This window comes from Pseudomonas sp. GW821-FHT09E04 (assembly GCF_059416185.1).
Window position 1 is genome coordinate 300,252 of sequence record NZ_JBWKOR010000001.1, and the last position, 25,934, is coordinate 326,185.

Sequence of the window (25,934 nt, forward strand, 5' to 3'; positions counted from 1 at the left end):
GTTGCATTTGAAGAAGCGGATATGAGAGTTGTTCGAATGTCGGATTTATCGATGTTGGTAGTAGCCTGGTCCGGGCGCGCCATAATAGCGATGGTCGCCATGCCAGCCGCCGTGGGGGAAAATGATACAGCCGCTCAGCGTGAGCAGCGCCAATACAGGAATCAGCCAGGTGATTCGACGCAGCATTTCAAAAGTCCTCATGGTTAACGCCGCATGGAGCCAAAGCTCTTCATCGGCTGTAACATGAGACCCCGTTTGCAGCGGCGCATCCCCGTGACACGGTATGCCCATGGCATGAAAGTCGATACAAACCCGATACATTTCAAAGTTTCAGGAATTCGCAATGACTCAGTCGCAACGTTTGAAATACTCGATTCTGATCGCCCTCACCGTACTGGCGATCATGTTCGGCCTGTCCTGGATGCAGAACGCCGGGATGATCAGCGAAAAAGTGTTCCAGTACATCGCCATTGGCGTGGCGGTGGTCGTGGTGGTGATCAACGGGGTGATGCGCCGCAAGGTCAAACCCTGACGGCGCTCCAGAAGGGGCTCAATCGCTATTGAGGACGGCGGCAGCCTGTGGATGCAGGCTGTAGCTCTTGTCGGCGTTGAAGGTGATCACGCCTTCGGCGCACAGGCGCTTCAACACTTCGCGCACGCTGAGAAAAGACAGCGGAATGCCCAGTTCCAGCAATTGGCTGTGGACACCGCGCACACCCAGACTGCGCTCGCTCTGAGCGGCGACCAGCAAGGCATCGATGACTTTCAGGCGAATCAGGCTGGTGCGCAGGCCGAAGCTCTTGAGCAGCAGTCGAATACGTTCATTGCCGTGGCGCTCGGCTCGTTGTCCGAATACGCTGGCGTGCGAACCCATGGAAGCTCCTTGTGGTGCCTGGCTACCGTCCGATGGTAGTTGCGGGTTGTACATGCGATTACTCCTTTTCAGAGCCTGATCAGGAAGGGTTACGGGTGCTCTCTCTAAACAAGACGTATCAGCCCGACAAATCATGAAGCGAAAAATGTAGAAAATTTGTCGTTGATTCGTCCTTTCTCCGTGATCCGGGCTCGAAACGGGCTTGTGACTGACTAAATTTTTCCCCCCGGCTTCGTTTTCTGGAAAGGCTCATTGCGCGTGGACGCGTGGGTGATTTCAGGGCGTAGCCGCTGCGCACGTATTCGAACAGGGTGCGCGGCTGCGCTCTTGGGTATTTCGATCAGGAGCGAGCGTGATTATTTCCAGGCAGTTAACCGGACTGACCCTAGCCGGCATGTTTCTCGGGCTGAGTCTGTCGGCGCATGCGTTCAGTCCTTCCACCCAGGCCGGGGCCGATATCCGTCGCACGAGTTTTGGTGTGCCGCATATCCGCGCGGAAAACGAGCGTGGCCTCGGATTCGGCATCGGTTATGCCTATGCGCAGGACAATCTGTGCCTGCTGGCCAACGAAATCGTGACCGTCAACGGCGAACGCTCGAGGTACTTCGGGCCGGATCAGCTCACCGTCGAAGAGCGCGAAAACCGCGTCAGTGACGTGTTCTTTCAGTGGCTCAATACCCCGCAAGCGGTGAATGCCTTCTGGCAGGCGCAGCCGGTCGAAGTCCGAGATCTGGTGCAAGGTTATGCCGCCGGCTACAACCGGTATCTGGCCGAGCGCCGCCAGCAAGGGCTGCCGCAACAGTGCCAGGGCGAATGGGTGCGCGATATTGCAGCCGAAGACCTGGTGAAGCTGACGCGTCGGTTGCTCGTCGAGGGTGGCGTCGGTCAGTTCGCCGAAGCACTGGCAGGCGCCACGCCGCCACAAGCCACTGCGCAAAACGACAGCCACGCCCGCGCTTATGACCTCGCCGCCGCACGCCTGCAACGCTTCGCCCTGGACCGTGGCAGCAACGCGGTGGCGGTGGGCAGCGAGCGTTCCTTCAACGGCCGTGGAATGCTGCTGGCGAACCCGCATTTCCCGTGGGTCGGCGGCATGCGGTTCTATCAGATGCACCTGACCATTCCCGGCAAACTGGATGTGATGGGTGCGGCGCTGCCGGGCCTGCCGATGATCAACATCGGTTTCAACCAGCACCTGGCCTGGACCCACACGGTCGACTCGTCCAAGCACTTCACTTTGTATCGCCTGCAACTCGATCCGAAAGATCCAACCCGCTATGTGCTCGATGGGCAATCGTTGCCGCTGAACAAGCAAACGGTGACGGTGCAGGTCAAACAGGCGGACGGGCAGGTGACGCCGGTATCGCGTGATATCTACAGCTCGCAATTCGGCCCGATCGTGCAGTGGCCGGGCAAGCTCGACTGGGACCATCAGTACGCCTACAGCCTGCGCGATGCCAACCTCGACAACGACCGGGTGTTGACGCAGTGGTACGCGATGAACCGTGCAGGCAACCTCAAGGATCTGCAGGACTCGGTGCACAAGATTCAGGGTATCCCGTGGGTCAACACCCTGGCCGTGGATGACAAGGGTCAGACGCTGTACATGAACCTGTCGGTGGTGCCGAACGTCAGTGCCGCCAAACTGGCCAAGTGCAGCGATCCGCGTATCGGCCTGAAAATGATCGTGCTCGACGGCGCCAACAGCGCCTGCGCCTGGGACATCGATCCGCAAGCCGCGCAAAAAGGCATTTACGCGTCCAGTCAATTGCCGCAATTGTTGCGCAAGGATTTCGTCCAGCACTCCAACGATTCGGCGTGGCTGGCCAACCCGGCGCAACCGCTGACTGGTTTCTCGCCGCTGATCAGCCAGGAGGGCCAGCCACTGGGGCTGCGCTCGCGTTTTGCACTGGATCGTCTGGCGACCCTGAGCAAAAAAGGTTCGGTGTCGGTGCAGGACCTGCAACACATGGTGATGGATGATCAGGTGTTTCTGGCCGACCAGGTGCTGCCTGATCTGCTGAAGTTCTGCGCATCACAAACGGGTGCCGATGCCGCGTTGAAATCGGTGTGCAGCGGTCTCAAGGCCTGGGACGGTCGCGCGAACCTGGATTCGGGAATGGGCCAGGTGCATTTCCAGACCATCATGCAAGCCTTGCAGGAATCGCCGGATGTCTGGCGCGTGGCGTTCGATCCGAAGGACGCGCAGCACACGCCGCGCGGACTGGCGACTGAAAAGCCCGAAGTGGCCAAGGCGTTGCGCGAAGCGATGCTGGCGTCCGCCGAATCGGCCAGCAAAATGGGCCTGACCGCACAAACCCGCTGGGGTGATGTCCAGGTGGTCAGCAGTGGCGGTCAGCAGACGCCGATCCATGGCGGGCCAGGGACATTGGGCATCTACAACGCAATCCAGAGCGTGCCGCGTGAAGACGGCAAGCTGGAAGTGGTCAGCGGCACCAGTTACCTGCAAGTGGTGACGTTCGACGACAAGGGGCCGCACGCTCAGGGCCTGCTCGCGTTCTCGCTGTCCAGCGATCCCGCGTCGAAATACTCGCGGGATCAGACAGAAGCCTTCTCGAAGAAACAGTGGAGTGCACTGCCTTTCACCGAACAGCAGATCAAGGCTGACCCGCAGTATCAGGTGCAAAGTGTGCGTGAAGAACTGGATAAAACGGGGAAAGTGGCGGCGCAGTAATCAGTCGTCAGAACGTTGCGACAGCCGTTGAAGGCCGCCCCCGAAAAGGGGCGGCCTTCAGCTTTTTGGGGGTTGTTGCGGCATCGGGTTGATCACTGGATTGCCGTCCTTGTTGCGGGTGATGAACACCGGCAGGACTTTGGGCATCGAGCCGGCGAAGCTGTTGAGCTCCTTGATGTTGTAGATACCACCGACCCGGATCGACCCCGTGGCGCTGTCGGCCAGCATCAGCGGTTTGTCCAGGTAACGGTTGATCAGCGGCAGGGCTTCGTTCAACGCCAGGTTGTCGAGAATCAACTTGCCGCTGCGCCAGGCCAGCGAGGTGTCGTTGGCGTAGGTCTGGCTGATTTGCGGCATGTAATCGCCGTGTTTGTAGCGAGCCTGCATCGAAGGGCCGAGGCGCAGGCCATCGCCGGATAACTGAGTGTTGCTGGTGACCAGCACCGAACCTTCAACCAGGTTCACTTTCACCTGGTCCTCATACATCCAGACATTGAAGCGAGTGCCGGTGACGCGAATCTTGCCTTCGCCAGCCCTGACGATAAACGGATGGTTCAGGTCATGGCTGACTTCGAAAAAGGCTTCGCCCTTTTTCAGGGTGACACGACGCTCGTCCTTGTAATTGCTGAAGGTCAGATCGGTATTGAGGTTCAGCTCGACCTGACTGCCATCGCCCAGGGTGACGTGGCGGACATTGTCGGTGGCAGCGAAATGCTGATAGCTGTTGGGCAACCAGCCCAGATTCCATCCCGTCCAGGCTGCCAGTGGCAACGCCAGCGCGCAAACGGACGCTGCTACCGCATATTGACGCCAGGTCCGGGCCGGTGGGCTGATCGGTACGATCACCGCTGGCTCCGGGCGCGGAAGGTGTTCGGCGACATCCCAGATTTCCAGCATGGCCTCGTATTCGAACGCGTGCAGCGGATGCGCATCGCGCCATTGCTCGAACGCCAGCCGTTCCTCGGCGGTGCAGTCGACGGCGTGCAGGCGCATGCACCAATGCGCAGCGGCATCGGTGATCGCATCGTATTCGGCTTCGGAGAGGGTGTTCTGGGTCATTGACTCGTCCTGATTTCCGGCATTCTAACCTTGAGGGCAAGGTGCCGAGAACATCCGTCATGGCAATTGCCCATCAAAGTGGAACTTATTTTTCACTCGGGCGCCCAAAAAGCAGGACATCCGATGAGCACTATCCACAAATGGAGTGAAAAAATGATCAAAAGAACCTTGGCCGCTTTCGTTGCGACAGCCAGTCTTCTGAGTGCCGGTGTGGCGCTGGCCGACCGGCCGGGCGCCGGATGGATCACCATTGAAAAAGCCATTGAAATCGTCAAGACCAAGGCCGGGTATGTCGAGGTCTACGAGATCGAAGCCGACAACAACGGCTACTGGAAAGGGGAAGGGCGCAAGGCTGACGGTGTGGTGTATGAATTCCGCATTGACGGTGCATCGGGCAACGTCTTGCGTGACCAGAAGGACTGATTTCGGACAGGGTGATCCATTATAAAAATGCGCAGGTGTCGAGCCTGCGCATTTTTTGTGCGAATCACGGCGCGGGAACGGAATCCAGTTGCCGGCCGACTTCGCAGATCAACAGGGCGATCGAGTCGGCGTTATGCAAGATGACACCAACACGGGCGTCCGATGAGTTCTGATCCATGAACGCATTGCGTGCTGCGTTCATGGTAGTGCTTTGCGTCTGTTTGAAGATTTCCGCCGTGGTGGTCGCCTTCTCCGCAATTCTGTCGAAGTCGATCCAGGCCTTGCTGCCAGCGTCCCATTCCGCGAACAATTGCGCTCGCGGCGTGGCCAGTGACAGCGCCATTCTTCGTTCGTCTTGCAGGTCCTGGAACAGGTTGGCACCCTCAGGTGTGGCCGGTGAAATCAGGTCAGTAAACGGCTCGCGCCCCCTGACCGTTGCAATGTCCCATGCATTGCTCAGTTGATGGGCCATCTCGTGTATGAGGGTTTCGGCTTGTGCGTGGCCGTCGATATCAAATCCCTGTGCCACGACGGGCAGGTAGTCGTCCAGTTCCTGATCAAAAAAATGCTGGGTGAAATGGACTTTGTTCTTCTGATCGCCATCAAGAACAAACGCGATCACGTCGTGGAACCATCGGGTCGAGCCGACAATGAAACGATCGGTATTGAGCAAATCATCAGTCGGATCCACCAATGCATTGCAGATGGGCACGATCGCCGTTTTTATCCTGGACAGGATCTGTGTCGTGACGCGCGGTACATCAAAAAACTCCATGAGAAACCGGTTGACCCTTCCTCCGGGCACGACATTGATGTCCAGAATGGCCAGGTTATGCAGGCAGTTGAACGCATAGTCCCGGGCCATCGCGACTGCACGCCCGAGAATCCGGGCTTTTTCGGGGTATCGCCGAGTGATTTCTCCCATACCGTGCGCTTCGATATTGAGCATCGTGCGACGCATGCGTGAGTACTTGTCGTGTTCGATCATTTTGGAAAAGGCTTTGCCGAAGTGAACGGTCTGGCCTTTTGTGATCTTCACCATTCGTGAATCAGTCTTGAGCAGCGTCGGGCCGCGCACTGCATCTTTTACCAATTGCCAGTGCGGACCGCTTTTGACAACCTGGTAAACCTTGCCGTCCACCGCCGCATAGCTACGGTTGTTCGACACTTTCTGGTAGACGCCTTGAGTCGCGCTGTAGGCGAGATCCTTGAGTGCGACATCCGTTGCTTCGAAAGGCTGCAGCAGCGTGCGTTGTGGCGAGGTCGATTCAATCTCGGCCAGGCTCGGGGCCGTGATCTTTTCGACTGTTTGAGTACCGGTGGCGACTGTCTGCTCGCTGGTGTCGGCACCCAGCGCGCGCTCGGCAGCCATCTCGGGCATCATGCCGACAAGCACCATCTGCTCCGCGCCATCGATGAAAGACCTCAGTGCTTTTTTCCAGTGATGATTCTGCAATGCCTCGGCCGAGTCCTTGAAGTCCTCATAGGCTTGCCAGAGGAAGCGCACATAGGCGAGTTTGCCCTGCAGCATGTCCGAGGCCTGTTTGATCCCGTCACTGAACAGGATCCTGGCGTTTTCCCAGTCGGGCTGGCCGTCGCTGTCTTTCTGTGAGCCGAGCATCTGCGTCAACAACTCAAGGTTGTCCTGGTACAGGTGCTTGAGCAGGTTGTCTGCAATCGGCACATTATCGAGGGTGATTTCGCTGATTTGCCCCACCGTGGAGGCCAGCAGGCTGCGGAATGTCGCGCGATGCGCCTCAGGCAAGCGGCGCAGCAGCAGATTCTGCAGAAATCCCGGGATATTCAGCGCCGCAATCAACGCCTTTTCATCGACGAATTCGTGAAAGGCCTGTTCGGCATACGGCGCATAGAGCACCAGCGGTCCCTTGTGGCCGGTGCCAGGTGCGAAGACGTACAGCCCGCAGGCCTTGACTGCGCTGGCGTTGGCTGTCTTGATCAGGGACAGCGCACACGCGATGGCGTGTGCGCCTTCGACGGCTGCGCGCGCGAGGGTGTCAGGCATGTCCAGGACCTGACGGATGTAGCTGAATGCGGTCTCGGACAAATGCTGCTGCAGTTTCAGTGCGTGGGCATGTTGCAGTAACTGCCAGGGCAACTGACGAAAGAAAATCTGCTGCCGGGCCAGACCTGCGACGGTGGTTGTCGCCAGTGCATCACTGACTGTCTTGCTGTAGGTGGTGGGAATCGCCAGCGACTGCAGCAGTTGCGTGACAGCACTTTGATCGAGCCCCTTGGGCAATGCACCGGTGGTTCTCGAAGTCACTTTGAATCCGGTGCCTTGGGCAACGTTAATGTGATTCAGGGCAAACTCGACCAGGTTGCGAGCCGGGCCGGCCAGGGCCAGGTTGGGGGTAATCTGGATGTCACGGGGATTGAGCGAACTTTTCGGGAAGCGGCTGTCGAGCATTGATTTCAAGGTCTGTTCGACATGGCTGACCAGCGTCGGAATGCCCGCCAGGTAATCCTTGTCATCGACGACACTCTGGTGCCACTGCTCCATGAGTTCGATGTGCAGTTTCTGCTCTGCGGCCGGCGCCATGCCCAGCCAGGCCGGGTAGGTCTGCCGTGCAGCGATCGCCTGCGCATGCGCGCCAGCCAGTTTCAGGTTGGTGTGCAAGACCGAATCGCTCAGTTGCGTCAGTGCCTTGTTACGGCTGGCCGTATCTTTGACGCGTGTTCTCACCTGCTCACAACGACCCAGAAAGTGCTCGATGGTCGATTGCATGCGATTGTGCAGTATGTTGTCTTCTATGAACTGGAACACGCCGAGCGTGTAGTACCGGTGAGCTTGCGACTGCGCAGGCAGGATGTTTTCCAGCAATGACAACCGCTGCGTGCGGTGTTGCAAACGTTGGCTGAGTCGGTGCCGCGCGACCGCGACGGTGTCGAACACTTCCAGTCCGAGCGCGGGCGTCCATAACACGGCCCGCCCGGAGTGTTGGGGATCGCGGCCGCCGCGTTCAGTCATCAGCAGACAATGGGCGAGCGGCACCAAATCCTGGGTGCCGGCAACTTCGAGGGTGAGCGAATAGGCGTCCGGGCGAAAACCCTCGATCGCATGTCTTGACGCACGTGTCGGCTGGTCGGGATTGATCACCGTATTGACGATCGCCTGGACTGAAGCGGGCAACGTGCCGTCCAGCGTGCGGAGCCGGGCTTCGCCGGTCACTCCGGCAAACCAGGCGTGGGCAAGGCTGGCCTTGTGTTTTTCAAGATACGGTCGCTGGACGTCTGCGGTCGCCATAGGTTGTGTTTTGAGCATTGCGGCAAGCGGGGTTTCAATGCTGGTGAACGTCTTGATCGCCGCGCGCGCCTTGTCTGCCAGCACCAGGGAGGGCTGCTGGCTGCCGGAGACCACCGGGTACGTGCTCCAGCGGCCCGCGCTGTCCAGTTCCTGCAAACGCTCATGGACCATGGAGCGGATGTCCAGGCTCTTGTCGAACAGGGCATGCAGATTTACGACGCCATCGCTGTGGCGATACACCTGCAAGGCATACTCGACGTTTTGTCGCAGCTTGGTGATGATCCGTTCGAAAAGGATTTTGAAGACGTCACCGACGATCCGGTCGCCTGAAACCTGCGGCTGATCGAGGCCCAGAAAACGATTGCGTTCGTCCAGACTGAGCAGACCGTAGAGTTCGTCTTCATGCCCTTTGGCCATGAACTTGCTCTGCAACGTCTGTTTCAGATCGTTGTAATCGGTGAGCACTTGCAGGCCTTGCACTGGCGTGTAGAGGAATGCGTCGGGGCCGCTGATCATCAGCGAGCCGGCCAGTTCGACGTAGTTGGCTTCGTGTTCCCACAGACGCACGGTTTCTGTGAATGGACGGTGCGGGCCGTCTGCGCTGGGGCTGATCAACTGATGCAGTGCATTGAACTGCGGTGCATCGATGATGCCCGTTTCACGTTTGACCATCCATTCGGCCCGGGCCTGGTCCTCCAGAACGTCGGCAAAAAACGTGCGACGCGGCGAGCCGTCAGCGGACGGCGCGTCCCAGTACGTTTCCAGTTGCCGAAACAGCAACACCGGCAATTTGCTCGAGGCACTGGTGACGGCGTCTTCCCATTGCTTCTGGTCATCTGTATTCACCTCTCTGCCGGGGTTTGCATACTCGCGCAAGGCGTCGTCCGGCCAGCGTTGGTGGCGGTAATGCAACAGGACCGCGTCGCTCAGGCTCATGGAGTCGAGCCAGTGTTTTAGCGTGCCGTCGGTTTTGTCGCCGGCCACGTAAAAACTGACGCGCGTACGGCTTTGCTGCAGGGATCCGAAATGCGCCTCGAGCAGTTCATCCAGTGCGCTGTCGAGCATGGGGGTGAGCGTCGGCAACTGTTTGAGCTCGTCACGCATCGCGTGCGCATTGAGCACTTGACCTTGTTTAAACGAGTGACGCTGTTCGTCGAAGACATCGCCGTCGATCAGGCTGAATGTCACCGAAATGCGTTCTGCATCCAGCAGTCGCTTGCGCTGCACCAATGCCAGAAACGCGAACAATTGATCCTGGTCGTCGGGGTTGTTCAGGCGGTATTCCAACTGCTGCTTGAGAAGGGCCCGGTTGAGATGTTTCTTGATGCCGCCGTAAGGGGTGTAGAGGAAAAGACCCTTTTCGTCTTTGTCATCGGGTGTCTCGCTCAGCACAAAAGCCCCCGGCAAAATCAGCGGGGTCTGGTCTGTAACGTTGAGCAGAATGCGTTCGGCGCGCATGGATTGCCGGTTGCGCAAGGCGTCGGTGGACAGTTTTACGTGAGCGAGCCAATTGAAATCCTTCTCCACCAGACCGTGGGTCTTGCCCAGTTCTGTCCAGAGTCCGGGTGAGTTGAAGGTTTCGGGGAATAACAACGGTTTGGTCGGTGTCGCCATGGTTGAGTCTCGCAGGGGTGGGCGTGTGCACGCACCGTGGGTCGAGGCTCAAGGCTAAAACTGACAATCGACGCGCGGGTGGTAGATAAATAACGCGGGGTTGACAGGCAACCGGCCAGCCGTGGTTAATCCTCTGGCGGGTTGTTCGTTCGCTGTTGTTCCCTCCAATAATTACTCTGGAGCTTCAGATGTCTGCGCCACACGATCATGCGGTTTCGTCCACGGTGTCCCTGGATGAGCTGACTCACTTGCTGGAAACGATTTTCATCCGTCACGGCACCTCGACCGAAGTCGCCAGAACACTGGCCGCCAATTGCGCCAATGCCGAGCGGGACGGTGCTCACAGCCATGGCGTTTTCCGGATTCCCGGTTATGTCTCGACCCTCAACAGCGGCTGGGTCAACGGCCAGGCCGTGCCGAAAGTCGAGGACGTGGCCTCAGGGTTTGTCAGTGTCGATGCCGGCAACGGTTTTGCCCAACCTGCGCTGGCGGCGGCGCGTCCACTGTTGGTGGAGAAGGCCCGCAGCGCCGGGATCGCGATATTGGCGATCCGCAATTCCCATCACTTCGCCGCGCTATGGCCGGACGTGGAGCCTTTCGCCGACGAAGGCCTGGTGGCGCTGAGCGTGGTCAACAGCATGACCTGCGTGGTGCCCCACGGCGCCGACCGGCCGTTGTTCGGCACCAACCCGATCGCTTTTGCCGCTCCAAGGGCCGACGGTGCGCCGATCGTATTTGACCTGGCCACCAGCGCCATTGCCCATGGCGACGTGCAGATTGCAGCACGCAAAGGCGAGAAGTTGCCGGCAGGCATGGGCGTGGACAGCCTCGGTCAGCCGACCTGTGATCCGAAGGCGATTCTTGAAGGCGGCGCGTTGCTGCCGTTTGGCGGACACAAGGGGTCGGCGCTGTCGATGATGGTGGAGCTGCTCGCCGCCGCGCTGACCGGTGGCAATTTCTCGTTTGAATTCGACTGGAAGAACCATCCCGGGGCCAAGACCCCATGGACCGGCCAGCTGCTGATCGTGATCGACCCGAGCAAGACCGCCGGGCAGAGCTTCGCCGAACGCAGCCAGGAACTGGTCAGGCAGATGCATGGGGTAGGGCTCAAGCGTTTGCCGGGTGATCGGCGGCATTTGCAGCGGGCCAGGTCACTGGCCGAAGGCATCGTGCTGGATGGGCAGACCCTGGCGCAGTTGCGTGAGCTGGCAGGCGAGTGACGTTTTACCAAACATGAAAAAGGCGAGCCGCAGGGCTCGCCTTTTTTTTTCTGCGTTCAGCGGCGGCCGAGCAACAGACCGACCACCAGACCGAAACCGGCGGAAATCGCCACGGTCTGCCACGGGTGGCCACCAATGTAGTTTTCGGTGGCGTCCACCGCCGGTTTGGTGCGATCACGTACGCTGGATACTGAATCCAGCGCCTGCTGCAATTTCAGGGCGATTTGTCCGCGCAGGGTCTCCGCTTCTTCACCGACCAGTGAGGCACTGCTTTTGAGCAGTTTGTCCGACTCTTCGATCAGAGCCTGGAGTTCGCTGAACGCTTGATCCTTGATTTGGTCTTCAGCGGCTTGAACGGCGCTTTTGCGGGCCATTGGGTGACTCCTTGCAGGTGAATGGACAGTGAACAATGGAGTGTGGCGCGGCTTGAAAAGTTGCAGCGAATTTCTCTCAGGAAGAAAAACCAGCGCCGGAGATTTCCGTCCAGCGTGTAAGATGTCGCCATTTCATGCAGCAGGTAATTCCCCATGAGTTTCAATCTGGCCGACAAATCCCTCGCAGAGCGCGCCGCGCTGGAAGACGAGAAATCCCGACTGTTCGAACTCTGGCAGAACAATCTGGGCAAAGCCAAGGGCGAAGCCGCGCGATTGTTCGGCGAGCGCTCCAAGCGCAAGGGCAAATGGGCCGAATTCGTGCGCGCCGAACTGGACGGCATGTCGCCGCCGGAGTTCGCCAACATGGTGCGCAGTGAAGTCAACCGGCTGATGGCGGCCAACAAGTAATCATTCGGTCTTGAAACTGGCGACAATCGCTTCACGAACCTTCAGCACCACCGGATCGATCTGGGTGTTGGTGCGCCAGCCCAGCTCGATCGGATAGCGTGGCAGCGCCAGCGGGCAGGGCAGCAGTGCCAGCCCGCTCATTGAAGCAATCGCCTGTGCCGCATGGGTCGGGATGGTCGCCACACTGGCGCTGCCCTTGAGCAGGTGCGGCAACGCCGCAAAATGCGTGGTCGAGGCGCAGACCCGGCGAGTCAGCCCCAACGCGGCCAGCCCTTCATCGGTGATCCCGATAAAACCACCCGAGGACACCAGAATGTGCTCCCGGGCGACAAACGCTTCCAGACTGATCTCCTGCTGGCCGGGCGCAAGGCTCGCCGGGTCCACCAGACACGCGTAACCCCCTTCACCCAACACCTGACGGCTGAGCAGCCGTTCGGCAAACCCGCCGGCGGTGATCGCCAGGTCGATGCTGCGCTCCATCAAGGCCCGGGCGACGATCTGGCTGTGGGTCTGGCGGAAGATCAGACGCAGCTTCGGCGCTCGGCGGGCGATCTCTTCGATCAGGCGTCGGCCGTAAGCAATCTCGAAATCATCCGACAGCCCCACGGTGACCGAGCGGCCGTCGTAATGATCGGCGGTCGGGTCGACCATCGCCAGGCTCTGCCGACACTTGTTCAGCGCATCACTGACCACCGGTTTCAACTGATTCGCCTTGAGCGTGGGCGCCAACCCTCGACCAGTGCGCACGAACAATTGATCGCCATAGACCTCGCGCAACCGACGCAAAGCCGCGCTGACGGCCGATTGCGTCACGCCCAGACGCAACGCTGCGCGGCTGGCGCTGGACTCTTCATGCAGCGCTTCGAAGACTTTCAGCAGGTTGAGATCGACAGTGGCGATATTCATTGTGTTCATATCATTCAGCAGTGAGTCGGGCTTTATTCATGATCCCGTGGCGCCGGAGAATGAGCAACACCTGAACTTCACGGAGTGACCACCATGCCCAAATCAATCGTTGCCGCCCTGCAGATCGGCGCCTTGCCCGGCGGCAAGGCTGACACCCTGGAACAGATCCTGAGCTGGGAAGCCGCGATCATCGAATCCGGCGCAGCGCTGGTGGTGATGCCCGAAGCGTTGCTCGGCGGTTATCCGAAAGGCGAGGGCTTTGGTACGCAACTGGGTTATCGCCTGCCCGAGGGGCGTGAGGCTTACGCCCGTTATTTTGCCAACGCCATCGATGTGCCAGGCGCAGAAACCGAAGCGCTGGCCGGGCTGTCGGCGCGCACTGGCGCCAACCTGGTGATCGGCGTGATCGAACGGGCCGGCAGCACCTTGCATTGCACCGCGCTGTATTTCGACCCACAGGCCGGTCTGGTGGCCAAGCACCGCAAACTGATGCCCACCGGCACCGAGCGGTTGATCTGGGGCAAGGGCGACGGTTCGACGCTGCCGGTGCTCGACACTCAGGTCGGTAAACTCGGCGCAGTGATCTGCTGGGAAAACATGATGCCGCTGCTGCGCACGGCGATGTACGCCAAGGGGATTGAGGTCTGGTGTGCGCCGACCGTGGATGAACGCGAGATGTGGCAGGTCAGCATGCGCCATATCGCCCATGAAGGGCGCTGCTTTGTGGTCAGCGCCTGTCAGGTCCAGGCTTCACCAAACGAACTGGGCGTTCAGATCGCCAACTGGCCGGCGGACCGGCCGCTGATTGCCGGCGGCAGCGTGATCGTCGGGCCGATGGGTGATGTGCTCGCCGGGCCTCTGCGCGGCGAAGCCGGATTGCTCACCGCCGAGATCGACACCGAAGAGCTGGTGCGAGCCCGCTACGACTACGACGTGGTCGGCCACTATGCACGGCCCGATGTGTTCGAGTTGGGCGTCGACGAGCGGGCGAAACCGGGCGTGCGCTTCACGGTTTGACGGACTGTCGGCGCCGCCATTCTTCACGGGTGATTTCCCAGACTTCCCGTGGGAAACGTCCGCCGACGAAGTTGTCCTCATCGGAGCGGATCAAGCGCATGCCGGTGCGCTCCGAGAGCTTTCGCGAGCCAAGGTTCGGTGCGGCTTTCGGCGCGCGCAGCACCGGTTGATCGAGGGTTTCGAACCAGTACCGGGTGACGACTTCGCTGGCTTCGGTCATCAAGCCCTGGCCCTGCCAGGCCGGGGCAAGCCAGAAGCCACGGTTGTCGTCCGGCCCGACCATCAGGCTGATGTTGCCGATCAAATGCTCCGGTGCCGATTTGAGGCGAATCGTCCAGTGCCACTCTTTGCCCGCCGCAACAGCCGGCAGCGCAATGTCACGCAGGTAGGTGAGGGCGCCGTCGTCCGGATAAGGCCAGGGCACGAAGGCGTTCAGATAACGCACCACTTCCCAGTGCGCAAACTGCTGCTGGATGGCCTCGGCGTCCGCCAGTTCAAGCGGACGCAAGATCAGCCGTTCGGTGTACAGCGTGGGGGTGTCTTCCATAAACCTGCGGCTTCCCTGTTTCTGTCAGTGAGCCGTGCAGGCTACCGCATCTTTACCAGGTTGCGGCACTGGCCTTGGGCAGACTGAGCTTGCCGGAATCGACGAAGCGCATGGTGCCAAACACACCGCCCGCCAGTTTGCCGCGCAATACGTAAGGCAGATTGTCGAGGGTTTGGGTCTGGCTCAGACCCAAAGTCTGGCGCAGCACCGAGAACGCCGAAATGCTCACCGGGACGCTGACGATGGCTTCGGAGAACCGTGGAATGGAACCGCTTTGATTGCTGACACCGGAAGCGAACGAATGACCGTTCACGTCAAGGTCCAGCGCAATGCCGTTGTAGTCGATGGCGGTTTCGTTGGGGTTCTGCACCCGCAGCTTGATGGCGAAGCGCACTTCCAGATCCTGGCTCGGCAGCGGTTCGACGCCGACCACGTTGATGTTCACCGGATCACGATTGGGAAACAGCGCACAGGCGCTGAGGGAGAGCAGAAGCAGGGACAGGATGACGGCTTGGATGCGGCGCATTGATGCTCTCTCATTGAAAAAGGGCTGAACCGTTGCCGGTATCAGCCCTTTTTTCATCGAGCGGACAGGATCAACGGTTCAACTGTGCGACAGCGGCCTTTGATGCGGGTTCACCTTTGGCCGGTACGTCCGGGTTTTCCATGACCTGAAGGATAGAGGCTTCCGGGTCGAAGTCATCTTCTTCCAGTTCGATGAACTCTTCCGGCAGGAAGATATTCAGTACGATCGCACACAGCGCGCCAACGGTGATCGGCGACTCGAAAATATTGCGCAGCGCCTGCGGCAACTCACGCAGCACTTCCGGCACGGCGGCAATGCCCAGGCCCATACCGAGGGAAATGGCCACGATCAGCATGTTGCGACGATGCAGGCCGGCCTCGGCGAGGATCTTGATCCCGGCCACGGCCACGGTGCCGAACATCACCAGTTCCGCGCCGCCGAGCACCGGTTTCGGCATCAGTTGCAGCACCGCGCCGATCATCGGGAACAGGCCCAGCAACACCAGCAGACCGGCAATGAAAAACGCGACGTAACGGCTGGCCACACCGGTGAGCTGAATCACCCCGTTGTTCTGGGCGAAGGTCACCATCGGCATGCTGTTGAACACGGCCGCCATGGCCGAGTTGAGGCCGTCGGCGAGCAGCCCGGACTTGATTCGGCGGATGTACAGCGGGCCTTTGACTGGCTGCCGGGAAATCATCGAGTTGGCGGTCAGGTCTCCGGCAGCTTCGAGCGGCGACACCAGGAAAATCACCGCCACCGGCACAAACGCCACCCAGTCGAAGTTGAAACCGTACTTGAACGGCACCGGCACGCTCACCACTGGCACTTCCGGCAGATTGGCGAAATCCACGGTGCCCATCAGCCACGCCACCACGTAGCCGAGGGTCAGGCCGATGACGATCGCGCCCAAGCGCAGGAACGGCACGTCGACCCGGTTCAGCACCACGATGGTGCCGAGCACCAGCGCCGCCAGGAACACATGGCTGGCCGCGCCCAGATCCGCTGCGCCGAAGCCGCCGGCAATGTCGGTCATCGCCACCTTGATCAGCGACAGGCCCATCAGGGTGATGATGGTGCCGGTCACCACCGGGGTGATCAGCATGCGCAATTTGCCGATGAACTGGCTCAGTACCACTTCGATGAAGGCGGCAAAGAAGCACACACCGAAGATCGTCGACAGGATCTCATCGGTGCCACCGCCCCGGGCCTTGACCATGAAGCCGGCGCTGAGAATCACGCTGATAAAGGAAAAACTCGTGCCTTGCAGGCACAGCAGTCCCGAACCGACCGGGCCGAAACGCTTGGCCTGAACGAACGTGCCGAGGCCGGACACGAACAGCGCCATGCTGATGAGGTACGGGATTTCGCTTTGCAGACCGAGGGCGCCGCCCATGATCAGGGTCGGGGTGATGATGCCGACGAAGCTGGCCAGCACGTGTTGCAGCGCGGCAAACACCGTGGCGGTGAAGTGCGGTCGGTCGTTGAGACCGTAGATCAAATCGTTGTTGCGCGGGGCTTTTTCAGAGACGGTCATGGTGGTTTGCGTGCCGCAATGCGGGGCCGGGTCGGAAAATGGGTGCGCAGGATGCCGCAAGCGGGGAGCGAGGGCAACGCATTAAAACTGCCCAAAAGGTCAGGTTCGACCAAAGGCTGACAGCAGATCTTCTTCAAATGCCTTCTGCGCATCCCCCGGCACCTGCGCTCGATGGCGGGCCAGATGGAACGCCACTTCAAAGCTCAACTCACCCTCGCGCACCGCTCGCAACAGACCTTTGTCCTGCCATTGGCGTGCGTAATGGTTCGGCAGATAACCGACGTGTTTGCCGGACAGAATGAAGGCGAGGGTGCCTTCGACCTGCTCGGAGCGCGCTGAACACAGCTTGCCCTGAAACGGCTCATCACTGCGCAGGAACCGATACGGGTGATCGACCCGGTCACAGGCCAGCAAAGCTGCGTCATCGGGTGCATCGTCGGTGAACAGCGGATGGCCGGGCGCGCAGTACAAATGCTGGGTTTCGCTGAACAGCTCGCGGTAATCAAAGGCGCTCTGCACCTGGGAGAAATAACCGATGGCCAGGTCCAGCCGCTGTTGCAGCAGCAGGCGCTCCATTTCGCCGGGCATGGCGCTGATCAGCTCGATGCGCACGGACTCGTCCCGTTCGCGAAAGCGCCGGATCGCCTCGGCCACCCGTTGCAGCACCGATTGATCGACCGCTTCCGACAGGCCCAGGCGCACTTCACCGATCAGGCGCCCGGCGACGCCGTTGGATTGATGACGGAAGGTTTCGATCGAATCAAAGAGGCTGCGCGCGGCAATCAGCAGTTGTTCGCCTTTGGGCGTCAGGCTGAAACCACCCTTGCCACGGTTGCACACCCGATAGCCGAGTCGGGTCTCAAGCTTGGCCATTTGCTGGCTGATGCTTGACTGGCTCAGCCCCAGTTCGCCTTGGGCAGCGCTGAAACCATTGGACTCGACCACCCCGAGAAACAGGCGCAGCAGCTGCAAATCGACATCGTGGAGTTGACCGAGCATCACATTAGCCTTGGATAAAGTCAGGTTAACAAACTTGATATTTCTGGAATGTATCCGACGGCGCATCCTGAGACCACTTCCTCCGGTCAGGTGTTTCGTCATGGCTCCCTTGTTCAAGCTGTGTTTACCCGCGCTGTTGCTCTCTGTCTCCATCGCCGCCCAGGCCGAGGACAAGACGCTCAACCTCTACAGCTGGGCCGATTACGTGGCGCCGGAAACCCTGCAGCGCTTCGAAAAGGAAACCGGCATTCACGTGCGCTACGACACCTTCGATACCTCCGAAGTACTGGAGACCAAGCTGCTTACCGGCGGCAGCGGCTACGACGTGGTGGTGCCGTCATCCAGCGTGCTGGCACGGGGGCTCGCTGCCGGCGCGTTGAAGGAAATCCCTCACGACGGGCTTAAGGGTTACGCCAATCTCGATCCGGACCTGCTGGAAAAACTCGCGGCCGTCGACCCGGGCAATCGCTATGGCGTGCCGTACACCTGGGGCACGCTCGGTCTGGGCATGAACGTTGAAGCGGTCAAGCAACGGCTGCCGGATGTGCCGCTCAACAGCCTCGATCTGCTGTTCAAGCCCGAATACGCCAGCAAGCTCAAGGACTGCGGGATCGCCATTCTCGATTCCCCGCAGGAAGTGATCGGCCTGGCGCTGCACTACCTCGGTAAAGATCCCTACAGCACCGACAAGAACGATCTGGCCGCCGCCGAAGCCTTGTTGCAGAAGTTGCAGCCCTCGGTGCTGTACGTCGCCACTGGCCGGCAGATCAGTGATCTGGCCAACGGCAGCGTGTGCCTGGCGCTGACCTACAACGGTGACGCAAGCATGGCCGCCGATCAGGCGCGCAAGGCCAACAAGCCGTTTGAAGTCGCTTACCGGATTCCGAAAGAAGGCACGCTGGTGTGGCAGGACAATCTGGCCATCCCCAAAGACGCGCCGCACCCGGAGGCCGCTCGGGCCTTCATCGAGTTCATGTTGCGCCCCGAATCCGTGGCGGCGCTGACCAATACGCTGTTCTTCGCCACCGCCAACCAGGCCGCCACGCCGCTGGTGGACGAAGCGGTGCGCAACGATCCGGACATTTACCCGAAACCCGAAGTGCGCGAACGGCTGTACGCCGACCGCAGCATGAGCCTCAAGGACATGCGTCAGCGCACGCGCTTGTGGACCACTTTCCGTAGCCATCAATAACGCTGGATAAAAACCAAAGGAGCACACCGATGGACGTGCCAATGCAGAACGATCAGGCCCTGACCCGTGACAGCCTCTACGGCACCGCTGCCGAAAGCACCTACGCCGGGATCACCAGTTTCATGCGCCGGCGCTACAGCCGCGACTTGCGCGGAGTGGACGTGGCCGTCAGCGGCGTGCCGTTCGACACCGCCACCAGCAACCGTCCGGGCGCACGTTTCGGGCCTCGCGGAATTCGTGCCGCGTCCACCGGGATTGCCTGGGAACGGCACTGGCCCTGGGCGTTCGACCCGTTCGATCATCTGGCGGTCATCGATTACGGCGATTGCGACTTCGATTACGGCTCGCCGCACACGATTCCGGAAAGCATCGAGGCCCACGCCGAGCACATCCTGAGTTCCGGCAGCGCCATGCTCACGTTCGGTGGCGATCACTTCATCAGCTACCCGCTGCTCAAGGCCCATGCGCGCAAGCACGGCACGCTGTCGCTGATTCACTTCGACGCCCACAGCGACACCTGGCCGGACGAGGGCGGCAAACGGGTCGATCACGGCACCATGTTCTGGCACGCGGCGCGGGAAGGGCTGGTGGATCCGGCGCGCTCGGTGCAGATCGGTTTGCGCACCACCAATGATGATCATCAGGGCTTCCAGGTGCTGGACGCGCGGCAGGTGCATCGCCGTGGCTGCGAGGCGATTGTCGAGGCGATTCGTGCGCGGGTCGGGGACAACCCGGTGTACCTGACATTCGACATCGACTGCCTGGATCCGGCGTTTGCTCCGGGCACCGGGACACCGGTCTGCGGCGGATTGAGCACGGTGCAGGCACTGGAAATCCTTGGCGGTCTGCGTGGGATCAATCTGGTGGGCATGGACGTGGTGGAAGTGGCCCCGGCCTACGACCATGCGGACGTGACGTCGCTGGCGGCGGCGACGCTGGCCATGGAGATGCTGTGTCTGTACGCGGCAAGGCACAAAGTCGACGCGTGATCGGCTCTGAGCCTGGTGAAAGCTCCTGACAATTTCTGACACCAGGCTCTGCTAAGCTCCGGCAAAATTCCGCACAGAGCCTCACGCCGTGTCACGAACCACTCGTCTACTGACTTTGCTGCAAGTGCTTCGCGGCAAGAAACGCCCGGTCACTGCGGCGACGCTGGCGTCCGAGCTGGAAATCTCCGAGCGCACCCTCTATCGCGACATCGCCGAATTGACGGCGCTCGGCGCGCCGATCCACGGCGAGGCGGGCATTGGTTATGTCTTGCGCAGCGGCCTGTTTCTGCCGCCGCTGATGCTCAACGCCGACGAAACCGAAGCCATCGTCCTGGGCCTGCGCTATGTCGATCAGCGTGGCGACGAGGTCCTGAGCAAAGCCGCAGCGGATGCTCTGGCAAAAATTGCGGCGGTGCTGGATCCCCAGGCCCAGGAGGCGATGCGCAATCCGACGGTCATGCCCGGGCCGCCCGGTTACGGGTTTCCGCAGAACGCAGTGCCGTTGAATGTGTTTCGTCAGGCGATCCGCGATCAGGCCAAGCTGCACATCGATTACGCCGACGCACAACAGGTGCCGAGCCAGCGATTGATCTGGCCCTTGGCGCTGGGGTTTCTCAACGAGGTGCGGATCATTGTCGCGTGGTGCGAGTTGCGCAGCGCGTATCGCACGTTCCGAACCGACCGGATCTCAGCGGCCAGCCTGCAGGGCGAGCGTTATCCGGGACGTCGCAGCGACCTGCTGCGCACCTGGCAGCGGCAGATGCAACTGGACGAAAACGGACGTTTCACTCCTGACAAAAACTGACGCAGGGCTGTTCTAGGATGGCGACAGAACCCGAAAACAGGAGCTGCACTCATGTTCCATCCCACCTCGATACTCGCCCCGGCCATCGTTGAGTACATCAACGCCGCCAATGCTCGCGATACGTCCCGGGTCGGCAGTTTTTTTGCCGAGGATGCCCACGTGTTCGATGAAGGCAATCATCAGGTCGGTCCGCAGGCCATCGCCCACTGGATGCAAGACACCGCCCGACGCTATCAGCCACGAGTCGAAGTGCTGGGCGTCCAGCAGCGCACCGGCAAAGTGCTGGTGCAAGGGCTGATATCGGGGACGTTTCCCGGCAGCCCGCTGGAATTGCGTTACACCTTTCGCCTCAACGAGCAGGGCAAAATCGCACGGCTGGATATTTCCGTGTAGCCATCGTGGCATACTGCCGCGCATGACTTTCGACTCTCCCCTAAGCGCCTGGCAACATGCCGTCGAGCACAAGGGCTTCATCCAGGATGAAGCCCAGGAGCACGCGGTCTGGGCGTTGCAAAAATGCCATGAAGCCCTGCACGCCGGTGCCCGTTCGGTCACCGGCGTTTACTTGTGGGGGCCGGTCGGGCGCGGCAAGACCTGGCTGATGGACCAGTTCCATCAAAGCCTGCGGGTGCCGGCCCGGCGTCAGCACTTTCATCACTTCATGGGCTGGGTCCATCAGCGCTCGTTTCAACTGACCGGCATCGCCGATCCGCTGCGGGCATTGGCCCGGGAACTGGCGGCCGAAGTGCGGGTGCTGTGCTTCGATGAGTTGTTCGTCAATGACATTGGCGATGCGATCATCCTCGGCCGGTTGTTCCAGGTGATGTTCGACGAAGGCGTGGTGGTGGTCTGCACCTCCAACCTGCCGCCGGATCAGTTGTATGCCGACGGATTCAACCGTGACCGCTTCCTGCCGGCGATCACGGCGATCAAGCAGCATATGCAGGTGGTCGCGGTGAACGGCGCCGAGGACCATCGGTTGCATCCGGGCGCCCTCGAGCAGCGCTACTGGGTGGCGGCGCCGGAGCAGGATTGCGCGCTGGCCGGGGTGTTCGATGCGTTGGCGGCCGGGCAGGGCGCCAGCTCCGAGGCGGTGCCGGTCGGCTACCGCGCCTTGAATGTCGTGAAGGCCAGCGAGTCCGTGTTGTGGTGCCGTTACGCGGATTTGTGCGAGCAACCGTTCGCGGCCATGGACTTCATCGCGCTGTGCGACACCTACCGGGCTATTCTGTTGAGCGAGGTGCCGAACCTGAGCGCGCAAAAGCGTGAAGGGCGAATCGCCCGTGGCACCGAAGACGGTGCGGAGCGGGTGGTGGCCGGCGATCGCGAGTTGCCGCAACTGTCAGTGCACGATGACGGTGTACGGCGCTTTATCGCGCTGGTCGACGAGTGCTACGACCGCAAGGTGCCGCTGTACATCGAGGCGCAGGTGCCGATGGACGCGCTGTACACCGAGGGTTATCTGGAATTCCCGTTCCGCCGGACCCTCAGCCGCTTGCAGGAGATGCAGCTGCAACGCTTTGCCGACACTTGATGCACGGAGGGTGCGACATGACTCAGCCACTGTCCCATCACTTGCTGACCCAGGCTTATCAGAACGCCTGGGCCAACCATCGACTGGCCAAGGCCTGGCGGCAACTCGACGATGCACAACTGGCGGCACCGAGAGTGAGTTTCTTCCCGAGCATTCGCCTGACCCTCAATCACATCCTCACCTGCGACTGGTTCTACGTCGATGCGCTGGAGCGCGAGTTGCGCGGTGATGAGCCGCATCCCGACTGTTACGTGTTTTTCAACGTGGATGAACCCTTCACCGAGGCGCAGGCCTTGCGCCGTGAGCAGGCCCATGTCGATCGCCGCTTGATCGCTTATTGCGAGCAACTGCGCGATGCCGATCTGGGGCGCATCGTCACCATCGCCCGCGACACGCCGCAGCACGACAGCCGTCTGCGTATGATTTCGCACCTGTTCGAACACCAGATCCACCATCGTGGTCAGGTCCACGCCATGCTCAGCGGCACACCGGTGAAACCGCCGCAACTGGATGAGTTCTTCTGTGTCGGCGAGTCCGGTTTGCGGGCCGAGGATTTCGCCGAACTGGGCTGGACGGAAGAACTGATCTGGGGCCACTGAAACGGCTGGGTTGTGGCCGGGGGCCGCCTCGCGCTAAGGTCGGACAGCCTATCAGTGCGTATCAAACGTGCCGGGGCCCCGTGCGATCGAGGAAGGAAATGGATTCCGCAGAGATTCTTGTGCTTCAAGCCAGCTATACCAATCCGGTGCATGCCGAGGCCATCGGTGTGGTGCTCAATCATTACGCCGAAGACCCGATGGGCGGCGGCCATCCGATTGCCCCTGAACTGCTGCAGCAACTGCCCGCAGAACTGGCCAAGCGGCCTCACGCGTTCAGTGTCCTGGCCTTTGTCGGCGGCGAACCGGCAGGGCTGGTGAACTGCTTTGAAGGGTTTTCGACCTTTGCCTGCAAGCCGCTGGTCAACGTCCATGACGTGTCGGTGGTGACGAAATTTCGAGGCCTGGGGCTGAGCCAGAAAATGCTGCGCAAGGTCGAGGACATCGCCCGTCAGCGCGGTTGCTGCAAGATCACCCTGGAAGTGCTTGAAGGCAACGCTGTGGCGCAGGGCTCTTACGCCAAGTTCGGTTTTGCACCGGGCATGTTCGACCCGAGTCACGGGCGCATGCTGTTCTGGATCAAGGAATTGCAGGCATAAAAAAAGGCGCCCGAAAAGGGCGCCCAACTGTCATCTGCGAAGCCAGAGCGGAGCCATCGCAGGTCCATCGGTAAACCTGTCTACATCAAGGACGGTAATGTTCGGTGACCTGCGCGGTCTGGTCGTCCGGGACGCGAAGCTCGTTGGCTTTCGTGTCTGTCTGCTGGCTTTGTTCGGTGTGGACCGGGAAGTTTTCCCAGTGATATCGCATCCGCTCGGCACCGCCCTCGGCGAAAGCGCCGGCGGATGCAATAGCGAGTAGACCGGCAAGGATTGCAGTCGTGGTTTTCATGGTGCCTCCTACGAAAAAAGTCGGAGCCGTTCATCCATGAATCAGAACCTCGGGGCGCAGTGTCCGTCGAGGGCATTAACCAAGGGTTAACGCGCGTTCCGTGCAGGTTTTACCGAATGTTTCCAAGGGTGGCGGACGAAGGCTGCACGCGCCGCTGATGCGTGCAGCTCGCGGGGAAGGGCGTCAGAGTTTCCAGTCGAGGCTCAGCGTCACCGTGCGCGGATCGCCCCAGAACACGCCGTTGTAGAAGCCGACGTTGTCGTAATACTTCTTGTCAAACAGGTTGTCGACGTTCAGCGATGCCGACAGGTGTTTGTCGAACTCGTAACGCGACATCAGCTTGACCACCGAATAGGCGCCCTGACTGATTCGTGTCCGTTCGGTGATGACCCGGCCATTGGCACCGCGTCCGACCGGGCGGTTGGAATTGCCGTAGACGTCACTCTGCCAGTTCACCGCGCCACCCACGGTCAGGGCGCTCCAGTCGCCCGGCAAGCGATACGCGGTGGAGACGCGAAGCATGTTCAGCGGCTGGTTGGTGTTGGTGCGGTTTTTCTCGCCGTTGAGCGCGTGGGTGTAGGTGTACCCGGCGGTCATGTTCCAGCCGTCATGGATTTCGCCCGAGAGCTCGGCCTCAAAACCGTTGACCTTGTTGCCTTTGCCGCCGCTCTTGTAGAACTCCTCACCGGTGACCGGATCCGGTGGTACCGAGTCGTCGAGCTCGGCGACGTTGTCCTGCTTGCTCCAGAACACGGCCGTGGCCAGGTTCAGGCGCTCGTCCAGCAGGCTGCCCTTGAGGCCTATTTCATAGTTGCTGCCGACCACCGGCTCAAGGAATTTGCGATTGGCGTCGCGGTATTCCTGAGGGTTGAAGATGTCGGTGTAGCTGGCATACACGGTGTATTCGGGCGTCAAGTCGTAGAGCAGCCCCGCGTATGGCGTCCACATATCGTTGTGTTGCTGGCGGCTGGCGTCGACCGCGCTCACTTGCCGATTGTCGTCATACGTATTGTCGGCTTTTGACGCTTTCCAGCTGCCGTAGCGGCTGCCGAGTACCGCATGCAAGTCATCGGTGAAACTCAGGCGAGTGGCCAGATAGCCGGCTTTCTGGCGGGTGCTGGAGGTGGAGCCGGTCAAACCTGTGACGGTGTCGGGGAATTTGGCGATATCGCCCATGTATTTCCAGTCGCGAATCCGCCCGTAACCCGGTGGAAACGTGCCGTCGATCGTATAAGGGGAGCGCTCGCTGCGCTCGGCCTCGCCATAACCGAACATCATCTCGTGTTCGCGACCGAACAGCGCATAGGGGCCCGACACGTTGAAGTCATAGGTCTTCATTTTTTGCGTGCCGATCATGTGTGATATGTAGGCTGCCATCCCGCTGCGGTCGTCTGCGGGAAAACCGGTGCCGCCGTAGTAGACCTTGCCGTCGGTATCGCTCTGGCGATGGGTGTACGCCGCTTTTAAGTGCCAGCCGCCCGCCAGTGCCTGATCGAGGGTGGCGAAAGCGGTCTTGTCCTCGATCGGCCATGAACTCCATGACGTTGCCATGTTGGTCGAGCGGCCCAGACCGGCCTTGCCGCCGTCGGCATTCCAGTAGGGCACCGTGCCCCATGAGCTGCCTTGTACGTGCTTGTTCTGATAGTCATAGCCGACCGCGAGCACGGTCGATTCCGTCAGGTCGCCTTCGAGAATGCCGTAGCCGACTTCCCGTTGCAGCGCGTAATGGTCGCGAATTGACTGGCTGTCGCGATACGCCAGCACGCTGCGTCCGCGCAAACGGCCGTCGAAAGCAAGCGGGCCGCCCACGTCCACGTAGCTGTAGTAATCGTCGTAGCTGCCGCCGCTGACCCCGGCCAGCGCCTGCAATTGCGCGGTAGGGCGCTTGCGTACCATGTTGATGGTGGCCGAAGGATCACCTGCGCCGGTGGTCAGGCCGGTGGCGCCCCGTACCACTTCGATACGGTCGTAAATGATCGTGTCGGAATCGGACTTCATCCGGCTGAAGGTGTTGAGCATCCCGTCGATCTGGAAGTTGTTGATCGAGTAGCCGCGAGACGAATAGTTGACCCGGTCCGAGTCGTAATGCTGAACCACAACGCCCGTGGTCTGGCTCATGGCTTCGGACAATGTACCGAGCTTGAAATCATCCATCTGCTGGCGGGTCACCACGGACACCGATTGCGGGGTTTCCTTGATCGACAGGTTCAACCGCGTGGCCGTGCTCATGGCGCCGGTGGTGTAGGAAGCGGTGTCTTCAGTCGTACTGCCCAAGCCTTGGGCGGTGACGTTGGTGGAGGCCAGCTCGAGTGCCGGAGCGGCGGCCTCGGGCTGTTTTTCGGCGTCGGTTTCAGCCAGCAGATCCGGGCTCAATGCAGCACTGCACAGGCCCAGGGTGAGGGTCATGGAACGGGTGATGGGCGCGAACATCGCAGCCGACTCCTTGTCTTCGAGAGAAAGTTT

At 60.5% G+C, this 25,934-nt stretch carries 25 protein-coding genes; 13 read left to right on the forward strand and 12 right to left on the reverse strand.

Going from position 1 to position 25,934, the window contains the following annotated elements; translation table 11 throughout:
• Positions 1 to 45: 45 nt before the first annotated feature.
• A complete protein-coding gene (locus AC07N4_RS01450; protein ID WP_170929569.1) occupies positions 46 to 186 on the reverse strand; it encodes a hypothetical protein in 141 nt (46 codons plus the stop codon).
• A gap of 157 nt (positions 187 to 343) precedes the next feature.
• Between AC07N4_RS01450 and AC07N4_RS01455 the strand changes: the two genes are divergently transcribed.
• On the forward strand, positions 344 to 532 hold the full coding sequence (locus tag AC07N4_RS01455; protein WP_096820288.1) for a hypothetical protein: 189 nt from the start codon (positions 344 to 346) through the stop codon (positions 530 to 532).
• Between the two features lie 18 nt (positions 533 to 550).
• On the opposite strand, the gene AC07N4_RS01460 is transcribed toward AC07N4_RS01455, so the two are convergent.
• The gene (locus AC07N4_RS01460) at positions 551 to 928 is read right to left on the reverse strand and encodes a fe2+ zn2+ uptake regulation protein (RefSeq protein WP_085731113.1); all 378 of its coding nucleotides are present in this window, start codon (positions 926 to 928) and stop codon (positions 551 to 553) included.
• A 298-nt stretch (positions 929 to 1,226) separates the two neighbouring features.
• On the opposite strand from AC07N4_RS01460, the gene pvdQ reads away from it, so the two are divergent.
• A complete protein-coding gene (gene pvdQ, locus AC07N4_RS01465) occupies positions 1,227 to 3,569 on the forward strand; it encodes a bifunctional acylase PvdQ (RefSeq protein WP_493064773.1) in 2,343 nt (780 codons plus the stop codon).
• A 57-nt stretch (positions 3,570 to 3,626) separates the two neighbouring features.
• On the opposite strand, the gene AC07N4_RS01470 is transcribed toward pvdQ, so the two are convergent.
• Positions 3,627 to 4,628 (reverse strand): FecR family protein, encoded by a 1,002-nt coding sequence (locus AC07N4_RS01470; protein WP_102621348.1) that lies wholly within the window; start codon positions 4,626 to 4,628, stop codon positions 3,627 to 3,629.
• A 153-nt stretch (positions 4,629 to 4,781) separates the two neighbouring features.
• Here AC07N4_RS01470 and AC07N4_RS01475 point away from each other — a divergent pair, with 153 nt between their 5' ends.
• Positions 4,782 to 5,051 (forward strand): PepSY domain-containing protein, encoded by a 270-nt coding sequence (locus tag AC07N4_RS01475; protein WP_102621347.1) that lies wholly within the window; start codon positions 4,782 to 4,784, stop codon positions 5,049 to 5,051.
• 64 nt (positions 5,052 to 5,115) lie between these two features.
• Here AC07N4_RS01475 and AC07N4_RS01480 read toward each other — a convergent pair whose 3' ends face one another.
• Positions 5,116 to 9,930: a dermonecrotic toxin domain-containing protein gene (locus AC07N4_RS01480; RefSeq protein ID WP_493064774.1), complete on the reverse strand. Its 4,815-nt coding sequence runs from the start codon at positions 9,928 to 9,930 to the stop codon at positions 5,116 to 5,118.
• Positions 9,931 to 10,118: 188 nt separating this feature from the next.
• Here AC07N4_RS01480 and AC07N4_RS01485 point away from each other — a divergent pair, with 188 nt between their 5' ends.
• Entirely contained in the window at positions 10,119 to 11,150 is a 1,032-nt protein-coding gene (locus AC07N4_RS01485) for an Ldh family oxidoreductase (RefSeq protein ID WP_493064775.1), read from the forward strand.
• Between the two features lie 56 nt (positions 11,151 to 11,206).
• Here AC07N4_RS01485 and AC07N4_RS01490 read toward each other — a convergent pair whose 3' ends face one another.
• Entirely contained in the window at positions 11,207 to 11,524 is a 318-nt protein-coding gene (locus AC07N4_RS01490; protein WP_096820293.1) for an ElaB/YgaM/YqjD family protein, read from the reverse strand.
• A gap of 153 nt (positions 11,525 to 11,677) precedes the next feature.
• On the opposite strand from AC07N4_RS01490, the gene AC07N4_RS01495 reads away from it, so the two are divergent.
• Positions 11,678 to 11,932: a hypothetical protein gene (locus tag AC07N4_RS01495; RefSeq protein WP_007957535.1), complete on the forward strand. Its 255-nt coding sequence runs from the start codon at positions 11,678 to 11,680 to the stop codon at positions 11,930 to 11,932.
• Here the strand turns inward: AC07N4_RS01495 and AC07N4_RS01500 are convergent, their stop codons facing one another.
• Complete coding sequence (locus tag AC07N4_RS01500; protein ID WP_493064776.1) at positions 11,933 to 12,847, reverse strand: LysR family transcriptional regulator; 915 nt, start codon at positions 12,845 to 12,847, stop codon at positions 11,933 to 11,935. It abuts the gene before it with no gap.
• An 84-nt stretch (positions 12,848 to 12,931) separates the two neighbouring features.
• On the opposite strand from AC07N4_RS01500, the gene AC07N4_RS01505 reads away from it, so the two are divergent.
• Positions 12,932 to 13,855 carry a carbon-nitrogen hydrolase family protein gene (locus AC07N4_RS01505; protein WP_493064777.1) on the forward strand — a complete coding sequence of 308 codons (924 nt, stop codon included), beginning with the start codon at positions 12,932 to 12,934 and terminating at the stop codon, positions 13,853 to 13,855.
• Here AC07N4_RS01505 and AC07N4_RS01510 read toward each other — a convergent pair.
• The 4 genes from AC07N4_RS01510 to AC07N4_RS01525 all read right to left on the reverse strand — a co-directional run bounded on the left by AC07N4_RS01510 (position 13,845) and on the right by AC07N4_RS01525 (position 17,464).
• Positions 13,845 to 14,402 carry a GNAT family N-acetyltransferase gene (locus AC07N4_RS01510; protein ID WP_493064778.1) on the reverse strand — a complete coding sequence of 186 codons (558 nt, stop codon included), beginning with the start codon at positions 14,400 to 14,402 and terminating at the stop codon, positions 13,845 to 13,847. The two genes, AC07N4_RS01505 and AC07N4_RS01510, sit on opposite strands and share 11 nt — an antisense overlap.
• Positions 14,403 to 14,454: 52 nt before the next feature.
• On the reverse strand, positions 14,455 to 14,928 hold the full coding sequence (locus AC07N4_RS01515; protein ID WP_493064779.1) for an LEA/WHy family protein: 474 nt from the start codon (positions 14,926 to 14,928) through the stop codon (positions 14,455 to 14,457).
• Between the two features lie 70 nt (positions 14,929 to 14,998).
• The gene (locus AC07N4_RS01520; protein WP_192560819.1) at positions 14,999 to 16,465 is read right to left on the reverse strand and encodes a nucleobase:cation symporter-2 family protein; all 1,467 of its coding nucleotides are present in this window, start codon (positions 16,463 to 16,465) and stop codon (positions 14,999 to 15,001) included.
• A gap of 99 nt (positions 16,466 to 16,564) precedes the next feature.
• Positions 16,565 to 17,464, reverse strand: coding sequence for a LysR family transcriptional regulator (locus AC07N4_RS01525; protein WP_096820299.1), 900 nt, complete (start codon positions 17,462 to 17,464; stop codon positions 16,565 to 16,567).
• Between the two features lie 100 nt (positions 17,465 to 17,564).
• On the opposite strand from AC07N4_RS01525, the gene AC07N4_RS01530 reads away from it, so the two are divergent.
• The 7 genes from AC07N4_RS01530 to AC07N4_RS01560 all read left to right on the forward strand — a co-directional run bounded on the left by AC07N4_RS01530 (position 17,565) and on the right by AC07N4_RS01560 (position 23,179).
• Positions 17,565 to 18,656, forward strand: coding sequence for a polyamine ABC transporter substrate-binding protein (locus AC07N4_RS01530; protein ID WP_273536360.1), 1,092 nt, complete (start codon positions 17,565 to 17,567; stop codon positions 18,654 to 18,656).
• A 29-nt stretch (positions 18,657 to 18,685) separates the two neighbouring features.
• Complete coding sequence (gene speB / locus AC07N4_RS01535) at positions 18,686 to 19,645, forward strand: agmatinase (RefSeq protein ID WP_064381781.1); 960 nt, start codon at positions 18,686 to 18,688, stop codon at positions 19,643 to 19,645.
• 88 nt (positions 19,646 to 19,733) lie between these two features.
• The gene (locus AC07N4_RS01540; RefSeq protein WP_096820301.1) at positions 19,734 to 20,450 is read left to right on the forward strand and encodes a helix-turn-helix transcriptional regulator; all 717 of its coding nucleotides are present in this window, start codon (positions 19,734 to 19,736) and stop codon (positions 20,448 to 20,450) included.
• A 51-nt stretch (positions 20,451 to 20,501) separates the two neighbouring features.
• Positions 20,502 to 20,843, forward strand: coding sequence for a nuclear transport factor 2 family protein (locus AC07N4_RS01545; RefSeq protein ID WP_273536359.1), 342 nt, complete (start codon positions 20,502 to 20,504; stop codon positions 20,841 to 20,843).
• Positions 20,844 to 20,865: 22 nt separating this feature from the next.
• Entirely contained in the window at positions 20,866 to 21,984 is a 1,119-nt protein-coding gene (zapE, locus tag AC07N4_RS01550) for a cell division protein ZapE (RefSeq protein ID WP_493064780.1), read from the forward strand.
• A gap of 17 nt (positions 21,985 to 22,001) precedes the next feature.
• Entirely contained in the window at positions 22,002 to 22,583 is a 582-nt protein-coding gene (locus AC07N4_RS01555) for a DinB family protein (RefSeq protein ID WP_096820304.1), read from the forward strand.
• Positions 22,584 to 22,681: 98 nt separating this feature from the next.
• Entirely contained in the window at positions 22,682 to 23,179 is a 498-nt protein-coding gene (locus AC07N4_RS01560; RefSeq protein WP_096820305.1) for a GNAT family N-acetyltransferase, read from the forward strand.
• An 85-nt stretch (positions 23,180 to 23,264) separates the two neighbouring features.
• Here AC07N4_RS01560 and AC07N4_RS01565 read toward each other — a convergent pair whose 3' ends face one another.
• Together AC07N4_RS01565 and AC07N4_RS01570 are read right to left on the reverse strand one after the other, a co-directional pair.
• On the reverse strand, positions 23,265 to 23,471 hold the full coding sequence (locus AC07N4_RS01565) for a DUF2790 domain-containing protein (protein WP_096820306.1): 207 nt from the start codon (positions 23,469 to 23,471) through the stop codon (positions 23,265 to 23,267).
• A 183-nt stretch (positions 23,472 to 23,654) separates the two neighbouring features.
• Entirely contained in the window at positions 23,655 to 25,901 is a 2,247-nt protein-coding gene (locus tag AC07N4_RS01570) for a TonB-dependent siderophore receptor (protein WP_493064781.1), read from the reverse strand.
• Between the last annotated feature and the right edge of the window lie 33 nt (positions 25,902 to 25,934).

Coding starts and splice junctions, on each gene's coding strand:
- AC07N4_RS01480 (WP_493064774.1), bottom strand. CDS start 9,930: ATGGCGACACCGACCAAACCGTTGTTATTCCCCGAAACCTTCAACTCA.
- AC07N4_RS01570 (WP_493064781.1), bottom strand. CDS start 25,901: ATGTTCGCGCCCATCACCCGTTCCATGACCCTCACCCTGGGCCTGTGC.
- AC07N4_RS01565 (WP_096820306.1), bottom strand. CDS start 23,471: ATGAAAACCACGACTGCAATCCTTGCCGGTCTACTCGCTATTGCATCC.
- AC07N4_RS01455 (WP_096820288.1), top strand. CDS start 344: ATGACTCAGTCGCAACGTTTGAAATACTCGATTCTGATCGCCCTCACC.
- zapE (WP_493064780.1), top strand. CDS start 20,866: ATGACTTTCGACTCTCCCCTAAGCGCCTGGCAACATGCCGTCGAGCAC.
- AC07N4_RS01530 (WP_273536360.1), top strand. CDS start 17,565: ATGGCTCCCTTGTTCAAGCTGTGTTTACCCGCGCTGTTGCTCTCTGTC.
- AC07N4_RS01510 (WP_493064778.1), bottom strand. CDS start 14,402: ATGGAAGACACCCCCACGCTGTACACCGAACGGCTGATCTTGCGTCCG.
- AC07N4_RS01450 (WP_170929569.1), bottom strand. CDS start 186: ATGCTGCGTCGAATCACCTGGCTGATTCCTGTATTGGCGCTGCTCACG.
- AC07N4_RS01495 (WP_007957535.1), top strand. CDS start 11,678: ATGAGTTTCAATCTGGCCGACAAATCCCTCGCAGAGCGCGCCGCGCTG.
- AC07N4_RS01545 (WP_273536359.1), top strand. CDS start 20,502: ATGTTCCATCCCACCTCGATACTCGCCCCGGCCATCGTTGAGTACATC.
- AC07N4_RS01505 (WP_493064777.1), top strand. CDS start 12,932: ATGCCCAAATCAATCGTTGCCGCCCTGCAGATCGGCGCCTTGCCCGGC.
- AC07N4_RS01525 (WP_096820299.1), bottom strand. CDS start 17,464: ATGCTCGGTCAACTCCACGATGTCGATTTGCAGCTGCTGCGCCTGTTT.
- AC07N4_RS01500 (WP_493064776.1), bottom strand. CDS start 12,847: ATGAACACAATGAATATCGCCACTGTCGATCTCAACCTGCTGAAAGTC.
- AC07N4_RS01560 (WP_096820305.1), top strand. CDS start 22,682: ATGGATTCCGCAGAGATTCTTGTGCTTCAAGCCAGCTATACCAATCCG.
- AC07N4_RS01490 (WP_096820293.1), bottom strand. CDS start 11,524: ATGGCCCGCAAAAGCGCCGTTCAAGCCGCTGAAGACCAAATCAAGGAT.
- AC07N4_RS01520 (WP_192560819.1), bottom strand. CDS start 16,465: ATGACCGTCTCTGAAAAAGCCCCGCGCAACAACGATTTGATCTACGGT.
- AC07N4_RS01515 (WP_493064779.1), bottom strand. CDS start 14,928: ATGCGCCGCATCCAAGCCGTCATCCTGTCCCTGCTTCTGCTCTCCCTC.
- AC07N4_RS01460 (WP_085731113.1), bottom strand. CDS start 928: ATGTACAACCCGCAACTACCATCGGACGGTAGCCAGGCACCACAAGGA.
- AC07N4_RS01475 (WP_102621347.1), top strand. CDS start 4,782: ATGATCAAAAGAACCTTGGCCGCTTTCGTTGCGACAGCCAGTCTTCTG.
- speB (WP_064381781.1), top strand. CDS start 18,686: ATGGACGTGCCAATGCAGAACGATCAGGCCCTGACCCGTGACAGCCTC.
- AC07N4_RS01470 (WP_102621348.1), bottom strand. CDS start 4,628: ATGACCCAGAACACCCTCTCCGAAGCCGAATACGATGCGATCACCGAT.
- AC07N4_RS01485 (WP_493064775.1), top strand. CDS start 10,119: ATGTCTGCGCCACACGATCATGCGGTTTCGTCCACGGTGTCCCTGGAT.
- AC07N4_RS01555 (WP_096820304.1), top strand. CDS start 22,002: ATGACTCAGCCACTGTCCCATCACTTGCTGACCCAGGCTTATCAGAAC.